Origin of the sequence: Canibacter zhoujuaniae, assembly GCF_011752015.1 — a bacterium.
GTDB lineage: Bacteria > Actinomycetota > Actinomycetes > Actinomycetales > Microbacteriaceae > Canibacter > Canibacter zhoujuaniae.
The window spans coordinates 688,691-708,076 of sequence record NZ_JAAIKA010000001.1 but is presented as its reverse complement, the minus strand read 5'-3'; the positions used below and the strand labels follow the sequence as shown (position 1 = coordinate 708,076).

Genomic DNA, 19,386 nt, shown 5'->3' with positions numbered 1-19,386 from the left:
TTTCAGTCTTCCATCAGAGGAGAATAAGTGCTCGAAGGAACAAGTTTTAGCGAGCTGCAGATTCGTCTGGCAACCGCCGACGATATCCGCAACTGGTCATATGGTGAGGTTAAAAAGCCAGAGACCATCAACTACCGCACTCTCAAGCCAGAGCGCGACGGTCTGTTCGGTGAGCAGATCTTCGGCCCAACCCGCGACTACGAATGCGCCTGTGGTCGATACAAGCGTGTGCGCGATAAGGGTGTTGTCTGTGAGCGTTGTGGCGTTGAAGTAAACAAAGCCAATGTGCGTCGCGAACGGATGGGCCACATTGAATTGGCCGCACCCGTTACCCACATTTGGTACTTCAAAGGTGTGCCATCACGTCTTGGATACCTGCTCGATTTGGCGCCAAAGGATCTTGAAAAAGTAATTTACTTTGCCGCCTACATGGTTATTCATGTTGACGAGAAAGCCCGTCACGAAGATCTAGCTGAGCTCGAGGCAGAACTGCGTCTTGAACTCAAGCAGCTTGAGGACGACCGCGATCTGGCTGTTGCTAAACGTCAGCAGGCGCTCGAGGAAACCCTTGAAGCTCTTGAAGCTAAGGGTGCAAAGGCGAGCGAAAAAGATAAGGCGAAGAACGAGGCTGAGAAAGAGATCGCTAAGATCCGCCGCGCCGCCAACCAAGAAATTGAGCGCATCACCACAGCTTGGGACGAGTTCCGCAATCTGAAAGAGGGCGACCTCAAGGGTGAAGATGAGATCTTCAACGAAATGCAGGATCGCTTTGGTGACTACTTCGAGGCCTACATGGGTGCTGAGGCGATTAAGCGTCGCCTGCAAGCTATCGACCTGAAAGCCGAGAGCGAAGACCTGCACCAGCAGATTGCTGAGGGTAAGGGTCAGAAGAAGATCCGCGCTATTAAGCGCCTGCGCGTTGTGAATAGCTTCTTGCAGACTGGTGCCAGCCCAGCTGCAATGGTGCTTGACGTAGTTCCTGTGCTGCCGCCGGAGCTACGCCCGATGGTGCAGCTTGATGGTGGCCGTTTCGCAACCAGCGACCTGAACGATCTCTACCGCCGCGTTATCAACCGTAACAACCGCCTGCGCCGCCTGCTCGACCTGGGTGCGCCAGAGATGATCGTAAACAACGAAAAGCGCATGCTCCAGGAAGCTGTTGACGCGCTCTTTGACAACGGTCGTCGCGGTCGTGCGGTAACCGGCACTGGAAACCGTGCTTTGAAGTCTCTGAGCGACATGCTCAAGGGTAAGCAGGGTCGTTTCCGTCAGAACCTGCTCGGTAAGCGTGTTGACTACTCTGGCCGTTCTGTTATTGTTGTCGGTCCGCAGCTGAAACTGCATCAGTGTGGTCTGCCAAAGCAGATGGCGCTTGAGCTCTTTAAGCCGTTTGTTATTAAGCGTCTGATGGAGCTCTCTCTAGCACAGAACGTGCGCGCTGCAAAACGTATGGTGGAGCGTGCGCACGCTGAAGTTTGGGAAGTGCTGGAGTACGTAATCCGTGAGCGTCCAGTTCTTTTGAACCGTGCTCCGACTCTGCACCGCTTGGGTATTCAGGCGTTTGAGCCGCAGCTTGTTGAGGGTAAGGCGATCCAGCTGCACCCGCTCGTGTGTGCCGCATTTAACGCCGACTTCGACGGTGACCAGATGGCTGTGCACCTGCCGCTCTCTGTTGAGGCGCAGGCAGAGGCGCGTATGCTCATGCTGGCTTCTAACAACATTCTGAAGCCGTCTGACGGTCGCCCAGTTACCCTGCCTGCGCAGGATATGATTATCGGCCTGCACCACCTTACAACCGTTAAAGCTGGTGCAACAGGCGAAGGGCGTGCTTTCGGATCAATCGCTGAAGCGATTCTCGCGTTTGATCAGGGCACTCTGGATCTCGGCGCGATGGCAAAGATCCGTATTGCGGATTACACCAACGCGAAGGGCGAGGTTGCTGAGGGTCTCACCCTTGTTGACACCACCCTCGGCCGCGCACTCTTTAATGAGGCGCTGCCTGCTGATTACCCTTACTTCGATAAGGTTGCAGATAAGGGCACTCTGTCAAACCTGGTGAACGACCTCGCAGAGCGCTACGCAAAGGTTGATGTTGCGGCAACTCTTGACGCAATCAAGGATGCTGGCTTCTACTGGGCGAGCCGCTCGGGGGTAACCGTTGCGTTGAGCGACATCGTGACCCCAAGCAACAAGGCTGAAATTCTTTCAAAGCATGAAGCTGAAGCAGCTGCCGTGCAGAAGAAGTTTGACCGCGGTATGATCACCGAAGCTGAGCGCCACCGCGAGCTCGTTGAGATCTGGACTGAAGCCACCGATGAGGTTGCGCAGGCGATGCGCGAGGCTTTCCCAGAAGACAACACAATCTTCCGGATGGTTTCTTCAGGTGCCCGTGGTAACTGGCTGCAGATCCGCAACATTGCGGGTATGCGTGGTCTGGTGAGCGATCCGAAGGGTGAAATTATTCCACGCCCGATCGTCTCCTCATACCGCGAGGGCCTGTCAGTGGCCGAGTACTTTATTGCAACTCACGGTGCGCGTAAGGGTCTTGCTGACACCGCGCTGCGCACAGCAGACTCGGGTTATCTAACCCGTCGTCTGGTTGACGTTTCGCAGGATGTCATCATTCGCGAAGCTGACTGTGGCACCAAACGCGGCCTGGACTTCCCGATCGCAACTGCGAACGAAGCCGGTGAGCTTGTGTTGCACGAAGATGTAGAAAGCTCGGTCTACGCGCGCACACTCGCTACCGACGCAGTAGATGCTGATGGCAACGTTGTGATTGCCGCCGGCACCGATGTTGGTGACATCGCTATCAATAAGATGATTGACGCGGGCATCGTTGAGATTAAGGTGCGCTCAGTGCTCACCTGTGAGTCTGCTGTCGGTGTTTGTGCAAGCTGCTACGGCCGCTCACTGGCAACCGGACAGCGTGTTGATATCGGTGAGGCTGTGGGTATTATCGCTGCGCAGTCGATTGGTGAGCCTGGTACACAGCTCACAATGCGTACCTTCCACACTGGTGGTTCTGCGTCAGCTGACGATATTACTCAGGGTCTGCCACGCGTGCAGGAGCTCTTTGAAGCACGTACTCCAAAGGGTGCGTCACCGATCGCGGAAGCGTCCGGTCGCATCACTATCGAGGACACCGAAAAGCAGCGCCGTCTGGTGCTCACCCCGGATGACGGCTCAGAAGAGAAGATCTACCCAGTTCTGAAGCGTGCGACGCTGCTGGTTGCAGACGGCGATCACGTTGAGCTCGGGCAGCCGTTTATTCAGGGCACGCTCGACCCGAAAGATGTGCTCCAGGTTGGCGCTACCGAGAACGGCAAGCACGTTCCTGGTGAGCGAGCTGTGCAGAAGTACCTCGTTGGTGGTGTGCAGGGTGTTTACCGCTCACAGGGTGTGCCGATCCACGACAAGCACATTGAGGTTATCGTGCGCCAGATGCTGCGGAAGGTTACTGTGGTTGACCACGGTGAAACCGAACTGCTGCCGGGTGAGTTAGTAGACCGTGCACGCTACCAGCGCATTAACCGTGAGGCGCTGATGGAGGGCAAGAAGCCTGCCACCGCGCGTCCAGAGGTTATGGGTATCACTAAGGCGTCTCTTGCAACTGAGTCTTGGCTCTCTGCGGCCTCCTTCCAGGAGACCACTCGAGTGCTTACTCAAGCAGCAACTGAGGGCAGCAAGGATCCGCTCATCGGCCTCAAAGAGAACGTCATCATCGGTAAGCTCATTCCAGCCGGCACCGGTTTGGATACCTACCGTCAGGTTAAGGTTGAGCCAACCGAAGCAGCGCGTCAGGAAAACTACCCGAACCGCTTATTCGCTGGTGAAGGCATTTTCGATGAAAGCGATCTCTCGTTTGTTGATTTCGACACCTATCAGGCAGAAGAGATTAACCTTGGAGAGCTAGACTAATCGCTAGCTAGATAACGAGCATGAGCGCCCACTCGACACAGTCGGGTGGGCGCTTTCTCGTTAAAACGTGGGCTTGCGCCGCTGTGTAAATCTGATGAATTAGAGGCGAAATTTGTCAAATCGGGAAAATTATCCGCCAAACCAGGTAACTACTTGGTAGCTTTGGCTTAATTACTGTCAAACGAGAGGCGAAGCAATGACAGAGAATCGTGATCCGCAGCTGCCGGGTGCACCTATTGATGAAACAGCACCAACACCTGATGAAGTTGCCGAAGCGATTGCGCGTGCAAATTCAGAACAGGTTGCAGGAGCAAATCAGGCAACATCCGAGGGCGCTACAGCTAGCGCCCCTACACAGTCGGGTGATGATCTTGCAGGACAGGACGCAGTCGATGGTGTTGTGAACGTGCCTGCGGAAGAAGCAGAACAGGCTGCTGCAATGCAGGCTGCAGCGCAGAGCGGGGGAGAAGCAGCCAGTGCAGAGACAGACATCGCACCCGTGGAGCTGCCTTCCGCTGCTGCGGACAGCGGCTCGATGACTGCTGCACAAGCCGATGACGGCACTGACTACGCGGCATTCCAGACTCGCCCGTACACTGAGGCCGAGGTGGCAGCGCTGCAGGCAGACGGCATGGCCGCAGCAGGAGCAGGCGTAAACGGTGCGTCTGCCACAAGCACCACGCCTGACGGGGCAGTGATGATCCCCGCTGATCACCCAATGGCTAACTTTTACCGTGAAGAACCAGAGCCGCCAGTTATTAAGGGAAATCGCGCCGCCGGTGTGCTTATCTCGCTTCTTGCAACGGTGATATTTGCGGCCGTGTATGCGGGAGTGATTGCACTATTCGAGCTGCGCTATTTCCGCCCTGAAGCGCTTTTGAGTGAGAGCAATCTGATTCCAACACTGCTGTCGCCCGGTTTCTTTGGTGCGGTCGGTGGATTCTTCCTCGGCATGGTGCTGCTTGTGCTTGTGTTTGGTCGTTCGGGCTGGTGGGCGTATGTGCTCGGTGGGTTCCTCGTCGGTGTTTTAGCCTGGGTGGGAGCAACGCTCGGGTTCGTAGTTTCACACAACCTGCACGGTATCGATGTTTCACTGCGCGCACTCGTCAGCCTTGACAGAACTGCGGTGCTTGGCGCTCTTGAAGTGGGCACTCTCGTCAGAGTGCTCGCAGCCGGTGTTGTTGCGCGTGAGGTAGCGGTGTGGTTTGGCGCTTGGATCGGCGGTCGCGGCCGTCGCATTAAAGCAAAGAACGCTGCTGCGGTTGCAGAATATGAAGCCAAGTGTGAAGCGCTCACTGCAAAATAAGCGGTTTTAGTTAGGGAGGCCGTCGTGTCAAACTCAATGGAGCGCTCATCGCCTCTAGCGCCCGTTGCGAGTTTGGTGCGGCGGCCTACTCGCGCGTATGTGTTGGGTTTAATCGTATTTGCGACAGCGGGTACGGTGTCTCTAACGGTTGCCTCCTGGGGGCTAATTGCGCTCGGTTTAGATCTTGAACCGGTAACCGCCCCTGCGCCCGGATGGCTGCTGCTGGTAGTAGTGCCGCTTGCGGCAGCGATAATGGCTTACAGTGCTTGGTTGCAGAGTCTCAAACTATTGCGGGCGGATCGCGCTTTTCCTGTGCTGCACATACTGCTGCCCGCAATTTTGGTGCTGCATCTCTGGCTTTTTATTAACCGGTACACACCCTGGATTTTCGGCATCACGCTTGCTTTATCTCTCAGTGTTTCACAGGTAATCGCCTGGTTCGTGCTGTTTAGGTTTATTTTTACGAAGCGTCACACTCCCAGGTGGCCTTGGGAGAATCGTGAGGTTATCGAACGTGAATTAGAGGAGATCTTTGACACGGAGCGGCCCCATGACTGAGTTTTTTTATGATGCTGCAGACTGGGATTGCGCAGTTGAGATTAAAAAAGCAGTAACGGAATGGACGCTGTGGGCGCAGCGCTGGGAACCGTCCCGTGCTCGGGTTCGGCAGCGGCTGTGTCGTCTCTGTTACGGTTCTCCGATAGTTGCTGCGGCCGGGTTTCCGGATGATGTGCCGCATCAGGTGAAACACGCTCTGGTTGCGCGCGTTCACCGTCTGATAGATAAGCGTGTGGCTGAGGTTACCGCTGCAAAACTTCCGCTGCTGCACGCAGAACTTACAGCAGCGGAGCAGTGGCAGGCCGGTCGTTTCGATCCGCGCACAGGTCTCGGCCCGGAGCTGGACGGCATGGATCTTGATCCGGAGCCTGATGACGCATCTGCGCCTTTTCTGTTTACGCTGGAAGATATGGCAAATGCGACGGCGGCTCCGGTGCTGCCACAACCGCCACTGACGCGGGAAGAAAAAGAACGGCTGCGCTATGAGATTGACCTGGCGGATCAGATATCACAGGCAGCCGGCACCGCAGTGTGTTTTGCACTAATGGAGTTACAGGCGCAGATTCGCTTAACTGTTGTGCGTTATATTGAGCCACAACTGCGTGTATTGCTTGAAGAATTAAGCAAACATCTTGATGTGCCGGGCAGCTAGCAATTATTACATTTAGGTTTCATACTCTTCTGGGTTCGTATTCTCTCCTGGAATCGACTATCTTTATAGCAAGGCTGAAACTATGTTTTTAGTCCGCGCCTTTTTATAAACAAGGAGTAAATTTCAATGGAGAATCGTAAGGTATACGCGGGGTTAGCAATTCTTGCAAGCTCGACACTCCTGCTTTCGGCTTGTGCGCCGGCAGGGCCAACAACTGATAACAGTGCCGATGCAAGCAAAACCAGCGGTCAGGTTTACACAGTAGAGCCTACTGATACCGGTCTTGCTGATTTGGGCGACTACGAAACAAAACCGGGCGAGATTCGCTGGGCATCAGGTGACAACGTCACCAGCTACAACTATCTGAACTCTGATAACTACTCAACCTACAACGGGTACGCTTATGATCTGATGTCATCAGGCTTTGTGTACTACGGCACCGACGGCACTCTTTACGAAGAGGGTGACCTTGGCAAGATGGAGCTAGTGTCAGAAGATCCGCTTAAGGTGAAGTACACCATTAACAAGGACGCTGTCTGGTCAGATGGCACCCCGATCACCGTAAATGACTTCTGGTTGAAGTGGGCTGCTGAAAACCCTGAAACTGTTGACGCTAGCGGTGCTACCGTGTTCGATCCGGTTTCAGTTGACTTCGGTGAGTTGATTAAGAACGGTCCTGAAGTTAATGGCGATAAAGAGTTCACCGTTACCTACGAAAAGCCGTACGCCGACTGGAAGATCATGATGGGCGGTATTCTCCCAGCTCACGTCGTGGCAAAGCAGGCCGGTCTTTCTGTTGAAGAACTGGTTGAGCTGGCAAAGAAGAAGGACGGCGAAGGTCTTAAGAAAGCCGCCGAGTTCTGGAACAGCGGCTGGAACTACACCAATGCTCTGCCTGATGAGAGCTTGATTCCGTCTTACGGCCCATACAAACTTACGTCATTTAGCCCAGGTCAGTCTGTTACTTTGACAGCTAATGACAAGTACTGGGGCAAGCACAAGGCGGCTACCGAAACAGTCACAATTCGTGTAGCTGACCCTTCAACCCACGCTCAGGCGCTGCAGAACGGTGACGTTAACGCGATTGAGCCACAGGCTACCGAAGACACTGTAAACCAGCTCAATGCTCTTGGTGATCAGGTTATTGTGCACCAGTTCTCATCAATGACCTACGAACACCTCGACTACAACTTTAAGGCTGGTATTTTCGCAGACAGCCCAGAGCTGCGTGAAGCATTTGCGCTCTGTGTGCCACGTCAGCAGATCGTTGACAACATCATTAAGCCGATCAACCCAGAAGCTGAGATTTTGAACTCACGTGGTGAGCGCTACAACTTCCAGGATGATTACAAAGAGTATGTTTCTGCAATCTATGACGGCCGCTATGACGAGGTTGACATTGATCGCGCTAAGGAGCTTATCGAAAAGTCTGGTGTTAAAGACCTGACCGTGCGTATCGGCTCAAACGGTAACGAACGTCGCACCAACACAGTAGCCCTCATCAAGGACTCATGTGACAAGGCCGGCTTTAACATTCAGGACGCCGGTTCACAAAACTTCTTCTCTCCTGACGGCGACCTCTCAAGCGGAAATTACGATATCGCACTGTTCGCTTGGGCTGGTTCTGGTCAGAAGACTTCAGGTCAAAACATCTCGACCACAAACAGGCCACAAAACTACGGTGGCTACTCTAACGCTGAGGTTGACGCAGCATGGGAGCGCGCAGCCAGCACAACGAATGAAGATGAAATCACCGCTGCTGTCCAGGATGTAGAAAAGCAGCTCTGGAAAGATCTGTTTAGCCTGCCTCTCTACGCAGCGCCAGGTGTTGCTGCTAACGATGCGAAGCTTGCAAACGTTCGTGCAAACTCAACTCAGTCTGGTCTAGTTTGGAACCTGGTTCAGTGGAGCTGGGTTGACAAAGCTGAGTAGTCGGAGTTAAAAACAAGTTACAATTACTACCAAACTGTTAGTTCCGCGTAGTTATTGTGAACAGCTGTGGGGCTCAGGATATTTTCCAAGGCCCCACAGTTGTTTACCCGCAGAAGCCCCCGCGCTTTTGCACAGATAGTGCCAGCAGCTTTGTGAGCACTCCATCTGTAACAGAAAGTATCGTTAATGCTTAGATTTATTCTGCGTCGCTTTGGCAGCTCTCTGCTTGTGATGTTGGGCGCATCTCTTTTGATGTATGTGCTCGTCATCAACTCCGGAGACCCGCTCGCCGACTTGCGTGAAAGTACCTCTAGTAACCGTGAACAGCTGATCGCACAGCGTACTAAATCCTTAGGTCTCGATCTGCCCTGGTACCAGCGCTACTGGACTTGGCTTACCGGAGTTAGTAAGTGTGTGATTGGTGCCTGTGACTTCGGGCTTAACCGGCAGGGGCTGCACGTTAATGACCTGCTTGGCTTGGCTGTCAGCTCAACAATGCGACTGGTGATTATTGCAACTGTGTTAGCTATTTTCATCGGTATTGCAGTCGGTATTATCACCGCCATTAGACAGTATTCTGGGCTTGATTACGCTGTTACATTCTTAACTTTCCTATTTTTCTCACTTCCTGTGTTCTGGGCGGCTGTGCTGCTTAAGGAATATCTCGCGATCGGCTTTAATAACTGGATCGCAAACCCCACTTACCCCCTTCTCGCAACACTAATAATTGCGGTAGTTCTGGGAATTGTTGCACAGGCTGTGCTGGGTGGTAACGCAAAACGGCGACTTCTCACTTTCGGAGCAACACTCGGCTTTGTTGTTTTGGTCTTGCAGATTTTGGCCTGGACCAACTTTGCTCGCACTCCGCGTGTGGGCCCTGCAGTCGTTCTGCTGCTCGCAGCAGCAACCGCTGTTGGTGCGACTGTGCTGTTAGCCGGTTTGCACAACCGTCGTGTTCTCTATGCGGGTCTTATCTCTGCCGGGCTGAGCCTTCCGATCTATTACGCAACTCATGGGCTGCTGTTGGAGCCTAACTGGACGCTGCTACTTCTGCTGGGTCTGTCAACCATTGTTGTGGGCATTATTATCGGCCAACTGGTGGGTGGTTTCTCGAAGCGAGTAGCTTCTACGGTTGCGGCAATAACCGCGTTTGTATCTGGCTTGATAATTCTTGTTGACAAAGTTTTGGTCTACTACTGGCCTGTCTACCTCGGCCGGATTTCTCGCCCGATCGGCACCATTGGTTCTGAAACTCCGAATTTTAGCGGCACATTTTGGGAGGAGTTCATTGACAAGGGCACACAGCTGTTGCTTCCAACAATTCTTCTCACACTGATCTCTATCGCAAGCTATTCACGCTACACTCGCGGTTCAATGCTTGAAGTGAGTAAGCAAGACTATATTCGCACTGCTCGCGCTAAAGGTCTGTCAGAGCGACAGGTGATTATCAAACACGCTTTCCGCAACTCTTTGATTCCGATCACCACTATCATGGCCTTCGACTTTGCGGGTCTTATTGGCGGCGCAGTGATTACAGAGCGCGTTTTTGGTTGGAAGGGCATGGGTGATCTCTTCTCGCAAGCGCTCACCGCTGTCGACCCGAACCCGGTGATGGCCTTCTTCGTAGTCACTGGTGCTTCTGCAATTTTCTTTAACCTCGTCGCCGATATTCTCTATGCGGTGCTTGACCCACGGATTCGAGTGTGAGTTAGATGAACGAAAAAATGGAGAACGAAAAAGCTCCCGGAGTAGACACCGGAGCGCTCTCGACAGCCACAACTGCTGTTGACCTGCACAATCTGGCAGAGGTTGAAGACGCCAAACTGCGTAAAATGACCGGAAAGTCATACTCGCAGGGGCAGCTGGTGTGGAGACGTTTTCGCAGCCATCGCGCTGCGATGATTTCCCTCGTCATCCTCGGCTGCATTGTTTTGATCGCTTTCACGTCGATCGGACTCGGTGGAATTCCCGGCTGGTGGGACAAGCCGTTTTCGGCGACCGGAGCTGTTGTTAACGGTGGTCGCCCAAGCTTTGCGGACGGGCACCCATTCGGGCAAGACAGTCTTGGCCGCGATTACTTTGCGATGGTGATGCGCGGCACGCAACAGTCGCTGGTTGTGGCGTTCATCGTAGGTATTGTCTCGACCACTCTCGGTGCGTTGATCGGCGCTATCGCAGGATACTTCCGCGGCTGGGTTGATGCAGTGCTCATGCGTCTGACCGACCTCGTTATTGTTGTTCCGCTGCTCGTGCTTGCAGCGGTGCTCGGTAAAATCTCTAACGGCGGCATTCTCACTCTCTCATTTGTGCTCGGACTTGTAACCTGGACGGGGCTTGCTCGTCTTGTGCGCGGTGAGGTGCTGTCGCTTCGAGAAAAAGAGTATGTTGCTGCAGCTATCTCAATGGGTGCAAAACCAGCGCGTGTGATCTTTAAGCACCTTCTCCCAAACACCATCGGTGTGATTGTGGTGAACGCTACTTTTGCAATATCTTCTGCGATCCTCTTGGAAACCTCGCTCTCATACCTGGGCTTCGGGGTGCAGCCGCCAGACACTTCGCTGGGTCTTTTGATCAGCCAAAACGAGAAGGCGTTCACAACTCGTCCGTGGCTGTTCTGGTGGCCCGGTCTGACGATTTTGACAATCGCACTGACGGTGAACTTTATTGGTGACGGTCTCCGAGACGCCTTTGATCCGCGCCAAACTGGAAAGCTATCGCGAAAGCGGTTACTCGGGCTCTCAAGCCGCGAAAAAGCGCTTAAACCGGTAACTAAGAAAGCAGCTAAGGGGTCTGAGAATGTCTAAAACAGCTATTACTACCTCGAACGATGTGCTTTACCCAAACAGTGAGCGCGATGGCAAGCCGATTCTTACGTTTACCGATCTGCGAGTTAGCTTCACAACCGATTTCGGGCAGGTGGACGCTGTTAAAGGCGTCACATTTGATGTGAAACCCGGTGAGGTTGTTGCGCTGGTGGGCGAGTCTGGTTCGGGCAAGTCGGTCACCTCTTCAACCGCAATGGGGTTGCTCCCTAAGAATGCAAACATCAGCGGTTCTGTGAAACTGGGTGATGACGAAATTACCCGGTTTGATGCGAAACAGCTGCGCCGCATTCGCGGTCGCCGTGTGGCGATGGTGTTCCAGGAGCCAATGACCGCTTTGAATCCGGTGCTCACTGTTGGCGATCAGCTGACGGAGTCGTTGATTGTGCACGACATTGCCTACGGCGAAGAAGCGAAGCGTCGCGCAATTGAGTTGCTGGACATGGTCGGGATCCCCGACGCAAAGAATCGACTGAAGCAGTACCCGCATCAGTTCTCGGGCGGTCAGCGGCAGCGTATCGTTATCGCGATGGCGATAGCCTGCTCACCAGAGGTGATTATTGCAGATGAGCCAACCACAGCTCTTGATGTGACAGTGCAAGCTGAAATCTTGGAACTGCTGCGCAGCCTCAAAGATAAACTCAACACCGGTATTTTGCTGATCACGCACAACATGGGTGTGGTTGCTGATATGGCTGATCGAGTCTGCGTGATGCTCCGCGGTGAGCTGGTTGAAACCGGCTCTGTTGCGCAGGTTATGAAAGCCCCGCAACACCCGTATACGCAAAAACTGCTTGCCGCAGTGCCAAAGCTCGGCACCAGTTTAGAGGTGGCAGAGCCAGAACCTGTCACACACTCTGTGAAGGTCGATGCGAAGTATGCTGTGGAGGCGAAAGATATCTCTATCGCCTACGAGCACCGTGGCAAAAAGAACGTTGTTGTGCACGATGTTTCTTTCACCCTCGCACCCGGCGAGATTCTTGGTCTGGTTGGAGAATCAGGCTCTGGCAAATCAACAATCGCAAAGTCAGTATTGGGGTTGTTGCCCATTACACAGGGATCGTTGAAGCTCTACGGTAAAGAGCTCACCAGCATGGGCAAGGCTGAGCTGCGCAAGATTCGGAAGCAAATCGGCGTGGTGTTCCAGGATCCTGCTGCCTCACTAGACCCGCGTTTCCCGATCGGTGATGTTATCACCGAGCCAATGGTGATTCACAACGTTGGTGACAAGAAGAGCCGCATTGAGCGGGCTTATGAGTTGTTAGATGCTGTGAAGCTGCCGCGCTCGGTTGTGAACCGCTATCCGCACGAGCTGTCGGGTGGTCAGCGACAGCGCATCTCAATTGCGCGCGCTTTGGCTCTTGATCCTGATGTGCTGATTGCTGACGAACCGACTTCAGCGCTTGACGTGTCGGTGCAGGCTGCTGTGCTCGATATGTTTGCTGAGCTGCAGAGCAGATATGAGTTTGCGTGCTTCTTCGTATCACACGATCTTGCTGTAGTAGACATGCTCGCGCATAAGGTCGTTGTGCTGAAGGAGGGTCGTGAGGTTGAATCAGGGCCTACCGATACCGTGCTGCACAACCCGCGTGAAGAGTACACTAAACGACTCCTCGCTGCTGCGCCGGTGCCAGACCCAGACGAGCAGCGTTTGCGTCGCGAAGCAAACCGCCGATTGCTTTTGAGTGGAGAATAGGGGAAAGATGTCTGAGGCAGTGCACGATTTACCGCAAGCTCTAAAAATAGAGCGTGCGAAAACCGCGATTGACGAACTTGCAAACCGCTACTATGACCGGTCGCTTGAGTTGAGCCCGGTTAGCGCAACATACTCTGGCGTTAAAGGGTTTGAGACAGAGTATGATGACTACTCTGTCGCGGGTGAGCAAAAATATGTCGATCTCGCCCGTGAAACTCTTAAGGAGCTTGAGCAGCTGACACCGGTTGATGATGTTGACCGTGTAACTGTCGATGTGATGCAGGAACGTCTCGGCCTCATCTTGGAGCACGCAGCTGCCGGTCTCGGCAGCTGGGAGCTAAACCCCTTAGCAACGCAGGCGCACTCAATTCGTTCGGTGTTTGACATGATGCCGAAGCAGAGTGCAGCCGACTACGCGCATATCGTTGGGCGACTGGAAAACGTGAATGCCGCTATTACACAGTTTGGCGATTACCTACGCGACTGTGCAGCTGAAGGCAAAGTTGCTGCAAAGCGTCAGGTGCGCCTGCTCAGTGAGCAGTTTGCTGCGTACGCTGCTGACGACGGCTTTTTCGACGATCTTGCGGCAGCTGCAAGTGAGGCGGATCCTGAGCTCAAAGAACGCGGCGCAGCCGCAGCAGAGAGCGCCAAGCAGGGGTTCCGTAACTTTTCTACGTTTCTTGCCAACGAACTGCTAGATCAAGCACCTGAACAAGACGCAGTAGGTGCTGAGCGCTATCAGCTGCACTCTCGGTCGTTCCTCGGCACAACAATCGACCTCGCTGAAACCTATCAGTGGGGTGTTGAGGAGCTCGCGCGCATAATCGCTGAGCAGGAGAGCGTCGCAAACGAGATTAAGCCGGGCGCTACCATCGCTGAGGCGAAAGAGGTGCTCAACAGCGATCCAGCACGGAAACTGCACGGCACTAAGGCCTTGCGTGAGTGGATGCAAGAGCTGAGCGATCGTGCGGTGGCAGAGCTTGCTAAAGAGCACTTCGTAATTGAGGGGCCGATGCGTCGCCTCGAGTGCATGATCGCACCAACCCAAGATGGTGGCATCTACTACACCGGCCCATCAAGTGATTGGGAGCGTCCCGGCCGCATGTGGTGGTCGGTGCCACCCGGCGAAGAAGAGTTCACAACCTGGGGCGAGGTCTCAACTGTTTACCATGAGGGTGTGCCCGGACACCACCTGCAGATCGCTACCGCGACCGCTATGGCTGATTCGCTGAATAAATGGCGTGCTGAGGGTGTGTGGGTCTCCGGTCATGGCGAAGGCTGGGCGCTGTATGCTGAGCGTCTCATGGAAGAGTTCGGTTATCTTGACGATCCGGGAGATCGCATGGGCATGCTTGATGCGCAGCGGATGCGTGCGGCCCGCGTTGTCTTCGACATCGGTGTGCACTGCGGTTTTGAGATTCCTACCGAGTGGGAAGAAGCTGTGGGTGCTACGGGCGTGTGGACCGCAGAAGCCGGATATAAGTTCCTGGAAATAAATCTCGCAACCAGCAAGGGCCAGCTTGATTTCGAGTTCAACCGCTACCTTGGGTGGCCGGGTCAGGCGCCGAGCTATAAGATCGGTCAGCGTGTCTGGGAACAGTTGCGTGCCGATGCCGAAGCCCGCGGCCAAAGCCTAAAAGAGTTTCACACAGAAGCGCTGAAACTGGGCACTATGGGGCTAGATTCCCTTAAGCGCGCCCTCAGTTAGAGAGCGCTAGCTTTAGCCGTTTAGGTGTTAAAGCGGCGGTAACACTGTAATCTCACCCGTCTCAATGAGGCGGGTGAGATTTTTTACGGTCTGCTCCCAGCCGTGCACAGAGTGGCTTTTAACGCCCAGCGCGTACACCGGGTAGTCATTGCCGGCAGGGTCGAGTCTGTCGCCGACAAAGAGCATATCGTCTAAGGCAATGCCCGTCGCTTCTTTAAGCTTTCGCATACCGTACGCTTTATCAATACCCTTAGCGGTAATGTCGACGCTGGTTGATCCGCCGGAACGCACCTCGAGGTGGGGAAGTAGCTCTTGCACAGCTGCAGCAAGTCTGTTCTTTTTCGTGCCGTCAGGATCCCAAGCTGCTTTAGCGGCGACCGGAGCCTTTTGCCCTAAGGCAGAGAACGTAATTTGAGAGAGGCGATCCTCAAGAATATTTCCCCAAGTGTCTGCCTCCCAAACCCCCTGCTCGCGCGCGGTTGCTGCAAGCGTTTCGAGAGCTAGTTTGCGATCTGCCTCTGACAGCTGTTCTTGATAGACGGTTTGCCACTTGCCGTCTATAAAACGCTCATAGTGGGTGCCGCAAGTGGGAAGGAGGTGCAGATTTTGCAGCTGCGCAGATGAGAGTCGCTGCGCTGTCAGCCCAGTGAGCAACTGTGTCTGAAACTGCTGAAAATTACCGCCTGAAATGATTGCGACCTGCGTCACAGAGAGGAGCCTGCTGAGCATCTCTAGCACGGGCTGGGGTACTGGCGACTTTGATGGTGCGAGGGTGTCGTCAAGGTCGAAGGCGACCAGCTTTGGCAGTGTGTGCATGTGTCTATTTTGGCAGATTGAAAATTAATATCTGGCACTTAATAGTGGTCTTAACAGCAAGCGGTCGATATGATAGGAAAACACGCTCGCCGCCAGTCTAGGCGCTGCTAGTGTACTTAGAGAACACGACGACGAAAGACATTTAAATGAATCAGGACGCGCCACAATACCCGCAAAACACAAGCCAGCAGCCAAGTCAGCCGTACAGTGCGCCCGCGCAGCCCCCGCTTATTGACGGATACACTGTGACAGAAAAAAACGGCAACGGTCTGGCAATCACCTCACTGGTTACCGGTATCCTCGCTTTTCTGTTCTCCTGGGTTACTTTCTTTGGTGGCCCAGCAGGTCTCGTAGCGGTTATCACAGGCATTCTTGCAGGCCGAAAGAAGCAGCGTAAAGGGCTGTGGATCACCGGTATCGTGCTCGGTGCAATCGGTTTGATTTTCGTTGTGGTGTGGATTCTGCTCAGCGTTTGGGCGTTGTCTATGCTCGCTGACCCAGAAGCCCTGCGAAACCTTGGTCTGAGCGAGGCTGAGGTGCAGGAAATCCTAAATCAGCTGCGCATGGCAGGTGTTACTGAATAAAACTAAACCCGTGCAGCGATAATCGCTGCATGCTTATCTTGGATCCGCGTTAGGAAAACAGTTAATTCCAAACGCGGATCCTTTTTCTTTGCAGGTGGCAGCTTGAGCGCTTTCCGAAACTCTTGCAGATCTGCGCTCACCCCGCGTTTCTTTAACTCAGCGCTGGTTGCGCCGCGCTCGAGCAGAGCTTGACGCACGGCCTTTGGTTTGAGAGAGGTGACATCGAGCACTTTAAAAGAAGCGACAAACGGGTGCGGGGTGGGGGGTTGCGTCTCCCCTGTCAGGTATGCGATGCCTGGTGAGAGCATTCCGGCACTAAGCTCAGTGGCGATAGCGCCAATCTGCCTGGCGCGAATAATTGTCGGATCGGGCTCGAAAATATAGCTGCCTAAGTTGCGCACTGCGGCGTCGGGCGCGTCTGCTGCAGCGGCGATTGTCTGCCACTGATTATCTTTAAAAGCGGTCGCCCGTCGCGTTATGTTTGGGGTGCGCAAGGTGCCCGACCAGAGCAGTGTCTCAAGCGCTTGCGAGTTGATGCTGACCCACTCGGCCTCAGTGTGAGCTGGAATTAGTTCGCGATCAAAACCGGGGCCGAGTTTTACTGCGGTGTTGTGTGTTGCGGTGACCGCAAAAACGAAGTCGAGGCTGGGAGAGTAGTCGCTTGGGTGCACTCTCTGACTGTTGCGATTGCCGAGGGTGCGCCTTGCGGGGTCAATAAAAACCGCTGAATCTGTGGTATTAAATTCAGCGAGGTCAACCGCAAGAGCATTTTGGCAGAGCACTTGAGCGTTTGGATATTCCCGCAGATTGTGAGCTGCAAAGGTTGCGGTCAGCTCATCTATCTCAACCGCTGTTACCTGTAACCCTGCCTGCGCAAATGCGAGTGATTCAGCACCGATTCCGGCTCCCAGATCTAAGACTTTTGTGATCCCGTGCGCCTTAAGCCGTGCCGCGTGATGCTGCGCAACAGGAAATCGCGTGGCCTGTTCGAGTCCGGTGGGGGTGAAGAGCATTTGCGCTGCTGCTTGGCTAAATTTCGCAACGCCTTTTGTGCGTAAATCTTGCTGTGCTAATGTCGCTGCAACAAGCTCGGGGTCGCTAAAACTTTTGCGTAATTCACGCTGCAGATCTGCCGGAGTAGCCCCGCCAGCTACGAGGCTATCAGCTGCTTGGAGTGCTGCGTGCCCGAGGGGTGTTGTGAGCTTAGTCCAGGAAGTGAGCAGCTGATCCGCGCGGAAATTCATATTTCAATTGTGGCAGAGGTAGAAAAGCTTAATAGTTGCTTAGTTTTTGATGAAAAGTTAGCACTCGCCTTGCGAGAGTGCTAACCCCGCCGTAAACTTGTGTGCAGTGCCCGGTAATTTGCGGGCGAAACAGACTTTAGAGAAAAGGGGTCAGCCGTGTCGGTTGGAATTAAGCCGCTCGAAGATCGCATTGTTATCCGTCAGGTTGCAGCTGAGCAGACCACTGCTTCAGGTCTTGTTATTCCGGATAGTGCGCAAGAGAAACCACAGATTGCTGAGGTGCTTGCAGTTGGGCCGGGTCGTATCGACGACAACGGCAACCGTGTGCCTGTTGATGTTGCGGTAGGTGACAAGGTTATCTACTCAAAGTACGGTGGCACCGAAATTAAGTACGGTGGCGAGGAATACCTAATTCTCTCAGTGCGGGATCTGCTCGCAGTGGTTGAGGGTTAATTAAATTTTTTACGATTGCAGCCGTCCGGGTTTAGACTCGGGCGGCTTCATTCATTAGTGCTGTGTGCATTAGACTTAAGGCAGCGGAATAGACCCGGGTCGAAGCCTGTTTCAGGTAGATAATATAGACCCGAAACAGTCTCGAGAAGAAGGTTGTCAATGGAACAGCGTGACCCGTTTGCACTTAAAGGCCTAACCTACGATGATGTGCTGCTCCTGCCGGCACACACCGACGTAATTCCGAGTGAAGCAGATACTTCAACGCAGCTGACGCGCAACGTGCGCATCGGGGTTCCGTTAATTTCTGCGGCGATGGACACTGTCACCGAAACCCGCATGGCTATCGCGATGGCACGCAACGGTGGTCTCGGCATTTTGCATCGCAATCTCTCTATTGCCGATCAGGCAAATATGGTCGACCTTGTGAAGCGTTCTGAAGCCGGTATGATCACAAATCCGGTGATCACCACCGTTGACGCAACAGTCGCAGAAGTGGATAAGATCTGCGGTGAGTACAAGGTCAGCGGTTTGCCGGTCGTTGACAACTCGGGAAAACTGGTGGGAATTATCACCAACCGAGATATGCGCTGGGTTGATCCGGCTGCGCGAGCCACCACAAAAGTTGGCGACGCAATGACAACTATGCCTCTGGTCACCGGTAAAACCGGTATCACTCGTGCTGAAGCACTGTCGCTTTTTAAAAAACACCGTATCGAAAAACTGCCGCTCGTTGATGATTCCGGCAAGCTCACCGGTCTGATCACTGTGAAAGATTTTGAAAAAGTTGAGCAGTATCCGAATGCTACGAAAGATGATGCCGGTCGTTTGCGGGTTGGAGCTGCGGTCGGTTTCTTCGGTGACGCTTGGGAGCGTGCAACAACTCTGTTAGAGGCGGGAGTTGATGTGCTGGTTGTTGACACCGCGAACGGTGACTCAGCCGGTGTGCTCGACATCATTAAGAAGATTAAATCTGATTCTGCGTTTAATGGCGTTGACGTGATCGGCGGTAACGTCGCAACCTACAGCGGCGCAAAGGCTCTTGTTGAAGCCGGCGCAGATGCGATCAAAGTTGGTGTTGGCCCGGGTTCAATCTGCACCACTCGTGTTATCGCTGGTGTCGGTGTGCCGCAGGTTACCGCTGTTTACGAAGCAGCAAAAGCGGCAACGCCAGCGGGTGTGCCGGTCATCGCCGATGGTGGGTTGCAGTATTCTGGCGACATTGCGAAGGCTCTTGTTGCGGGCGCAAGCTCGGTAATGATTGGCTCACTGCTGGCTGGCACAGACGAAAGCCCCGGCGATCTTGTGTTCGTAGGCGGTAAGCAGTTTAAGAACTATCGAGGCATGGGCTCTCTCGGTGCTCTGCAAACTCGTGGTGAACGCACCTCATACTCGAAAGACCGCTACTTCCAGGCAGATGTGCCGAGCAACGAGAAACTGATCCCGGAGGGCATTGAGGGGCAGGTGCCTTACCGCGGCCCGGTTGCTTCGGTGCTGTATCAGCTGACCGGTGGCTTGCGTCAGTCAATGTTCTACACAGGAAGCCGCACAATTCCGGAGTTGAAGGAACGTGGCAACTTCGTGCAAATTACTTCAGCAGGTTTGAAAGAATCGCACCCGCACGATATTCAGATGGTTGTTGAAGCACCAAATTACCGAGGTTAGCGCGCAAGTCGCAGGCCTATAAGCGCAGAGAT

The 19,386-nt window shown here is 53.9% G+C and carries 14 protein-coding genes; 12 read left to right on the top strand and 2 right to left on the bottom strand.

Features of this window, described 5'->3' with window-relative positions; translation table 11 throughout:
- Nucleotides 1–27: 27 nt before the first annotated feature.
- The 9 genes from rpoC (at nt 28) to HCQ99_RS03235 (ending at nt 14,595) form a co-directional block, all read left to right on the top strand.
- Nucleotides 28–3,921 carry a DNA-directed RNA polymerase subunit beta' gene (gene rpoC / locus HCQ99_RS03275; RefSeq protein ID WP_166985663.1) on the top strand — a complete coding sequence of 1,298 codons (3,894 nt, stop codon included), beginning with the start codon at nt 28–30 and terminating at the stop codon, nt 3,919–3,921.
- A 196-nt stretch (nt 3,922–4,117) separates the two neighbouring features.
- Nucleotides 4,118–5,227 (top strand): hypothetical protein, encoded by a 1,110-nt coding sequence (locus HCQ99_RS03270; RefSeq protein WP_166985660.1) that lies wholly within the window; start codon nt 4,118–4,120, stop codon nt 5,225–5,227.
- Nucleotides 5,228–5,251: 24 nt separating this feature from the next.
- Nucleotides 5,252–5,785, top strand: a complete 534-nt coding sequence (locus HCQ99_RS03265; RefSeq protein ID WP_166985657.1) for a hypothetical protein — start codon at nt 5,252–5,254, stop codon at nt 5,783–5,785.
- Entirely contained in the window at nt 5,778–6,437 is a 660-nt protein-coding gene (locus HCQ99_RS03260; protein WP_166985654.1) for a spermidine/putrescine ABC transporter substrate-binding protein, read from the top strand. Before HCQ99_RS03265 ends, HCQ99_RS03260 begins: the two co-directional genes overlap by 8 nt.
- A gap of 126 nt (nt 6,438–6,563) precedes the next feature.
- Nucleotides 6,564–8,369: an ABC transporter family substrate-binding protein gene (locus HCQ99_RS03255; RefSeq protein WP_166985651.1), complete on the top strand. Its 1,806-nt coding sequence runs from the start codon at nt 6,564–6,566 to the stop codon at nt 8,367–8,369.
- A gap of 186 nt (nt 8,370–8,555) precedes the next feature.
- On the top strand, nt 8,556–10,076 hold the full coding sequence (locus HCQ99_RS03250; protein ID WP_166985648.1) for an ABC transporter permease: 1,521 nt from the start codon (nt 8,556–8,558) through the stop codon (nt 10,074–10,076).
- A gap of 5 nt (nt 10,077–10,081) precedes the next feature.
- The gene (locus HCQ99_RS03245) at nt 10,082–11,173 is read left to right on the top strand and encodes an ABC transporter permease (RefSeq protein WP_424945198.1); all 1,092 of its coding nucleotides are present in this window, start codon (nt 10,082–10,084) and stop codon (nt 11,171–11,173) included.
- The gene (locus HCQ99_RS03240) at nt 11,166–12,887 is read left to right on the top strand and encodes an ABC transporter ATP-binding protein (protein WP_166985645.1); all 1,722 of its coding nucleotides are present in this window, start codon (nt 11,166–11,168) and stop codon (nt 12,885–12,887) included. The genes HCQ99_RS03245 and HCQ99_RS03240 overlap by 8 nt, the downstream gene beginning before the upstream one ends.
- 7 nt (nt 12,888–12,894) lie before the next feature.
- Nucleotides 12,895–14,595, top strand: coding sequence for a DUF885 domain-containing protein (locus tag HCQ99_RS03235; protein WP_166985642.1), 1,701 nt, complete (start codon nt 12,895–12,897; stop codon nt 14,593–14,595).
- 27 nt (nt 14,596–14,622) lie between these two features.
- On the opposite strand, the gene HCQ99_RS03230 is transcribed toward HCQ99_RS03235, so the two are convergent.
- The gene (locus HCQ99_RS03230; protein WP_166985640.1) at nt 14,623–15,411 is read right to left on the bottom strand and encodes an HAD-IIB family hydrolase; all 789 of its coding nucleotides are present in this window, start codon (nt 15,409–15,411) and stop codon (nt 14,623–14,625) included.
- Nucleotides 15,412–15,557: 146 nt separating this feature from the next.
- Here HCQ99_RS03230 and HCQ99_RS03225 point away from each other — a divergent pair, with 146 nt between their 5' ends.
- Nucleotides 15,558–15,995, top strand: a complete 438-nt coding sequence (locus HCQ99_RS03225) for a DUF4190 domain-containing protein (RefSeq protein WP_166985637.1) — start codon at nt 15,558–15,560, stop codon at nt 15,993–15,995.
- Between the two features lie 2 nt (nt 15,996–15,997).
- Here the strand turns inward: HCQ99_RS03225 and HCQ99_RS03220 are convergent, their stop codons facing one another.
- Nucleotides 15,998–17,239, bottom strand: a complete 1,242-nt coding sequence (locus HCQ99_RS03220) for a class I SAM-dependent methyltransferase (RefSeq protein ID WP_166985634.1) — start codon at nt 17,237–17,239, stop codon at nt 15,998–16,000.
- 156 nt (nt 17,240–17,395) lie between these two features.
- Here HCQ99_RS03220 and groES point away from each other — a divergent pair, with 156 nt between their 5' ends.
- Nucleotides 17,396–17,692 (top strand): co-chaperone GroES, encoded by a 297-nt coding sequence (groES, locus tag HCQ99_RS03215; protein ID WP_166985631.1) that lies wholly within the window; start codon nt 17,396–17,398, stop codon nt 17,690–17,692.
- Nucleotides 17,693–17,851: 159 nt separating this feature from the next.
- Nucleotides 17,852–19,354: an IMP dehydrogenase gene (guaB, locus tag HCQ99_RS03210; protein ID WP_166985628.1), complete on the top strand. Its 1,503-nt coding sequence runs from the start codon at nt 17,852–17,854 to the stop codon at nt 19,352–19,354.
- Nucleotides 19,355–19,386 lie beyond the last annotated feature (32 nt).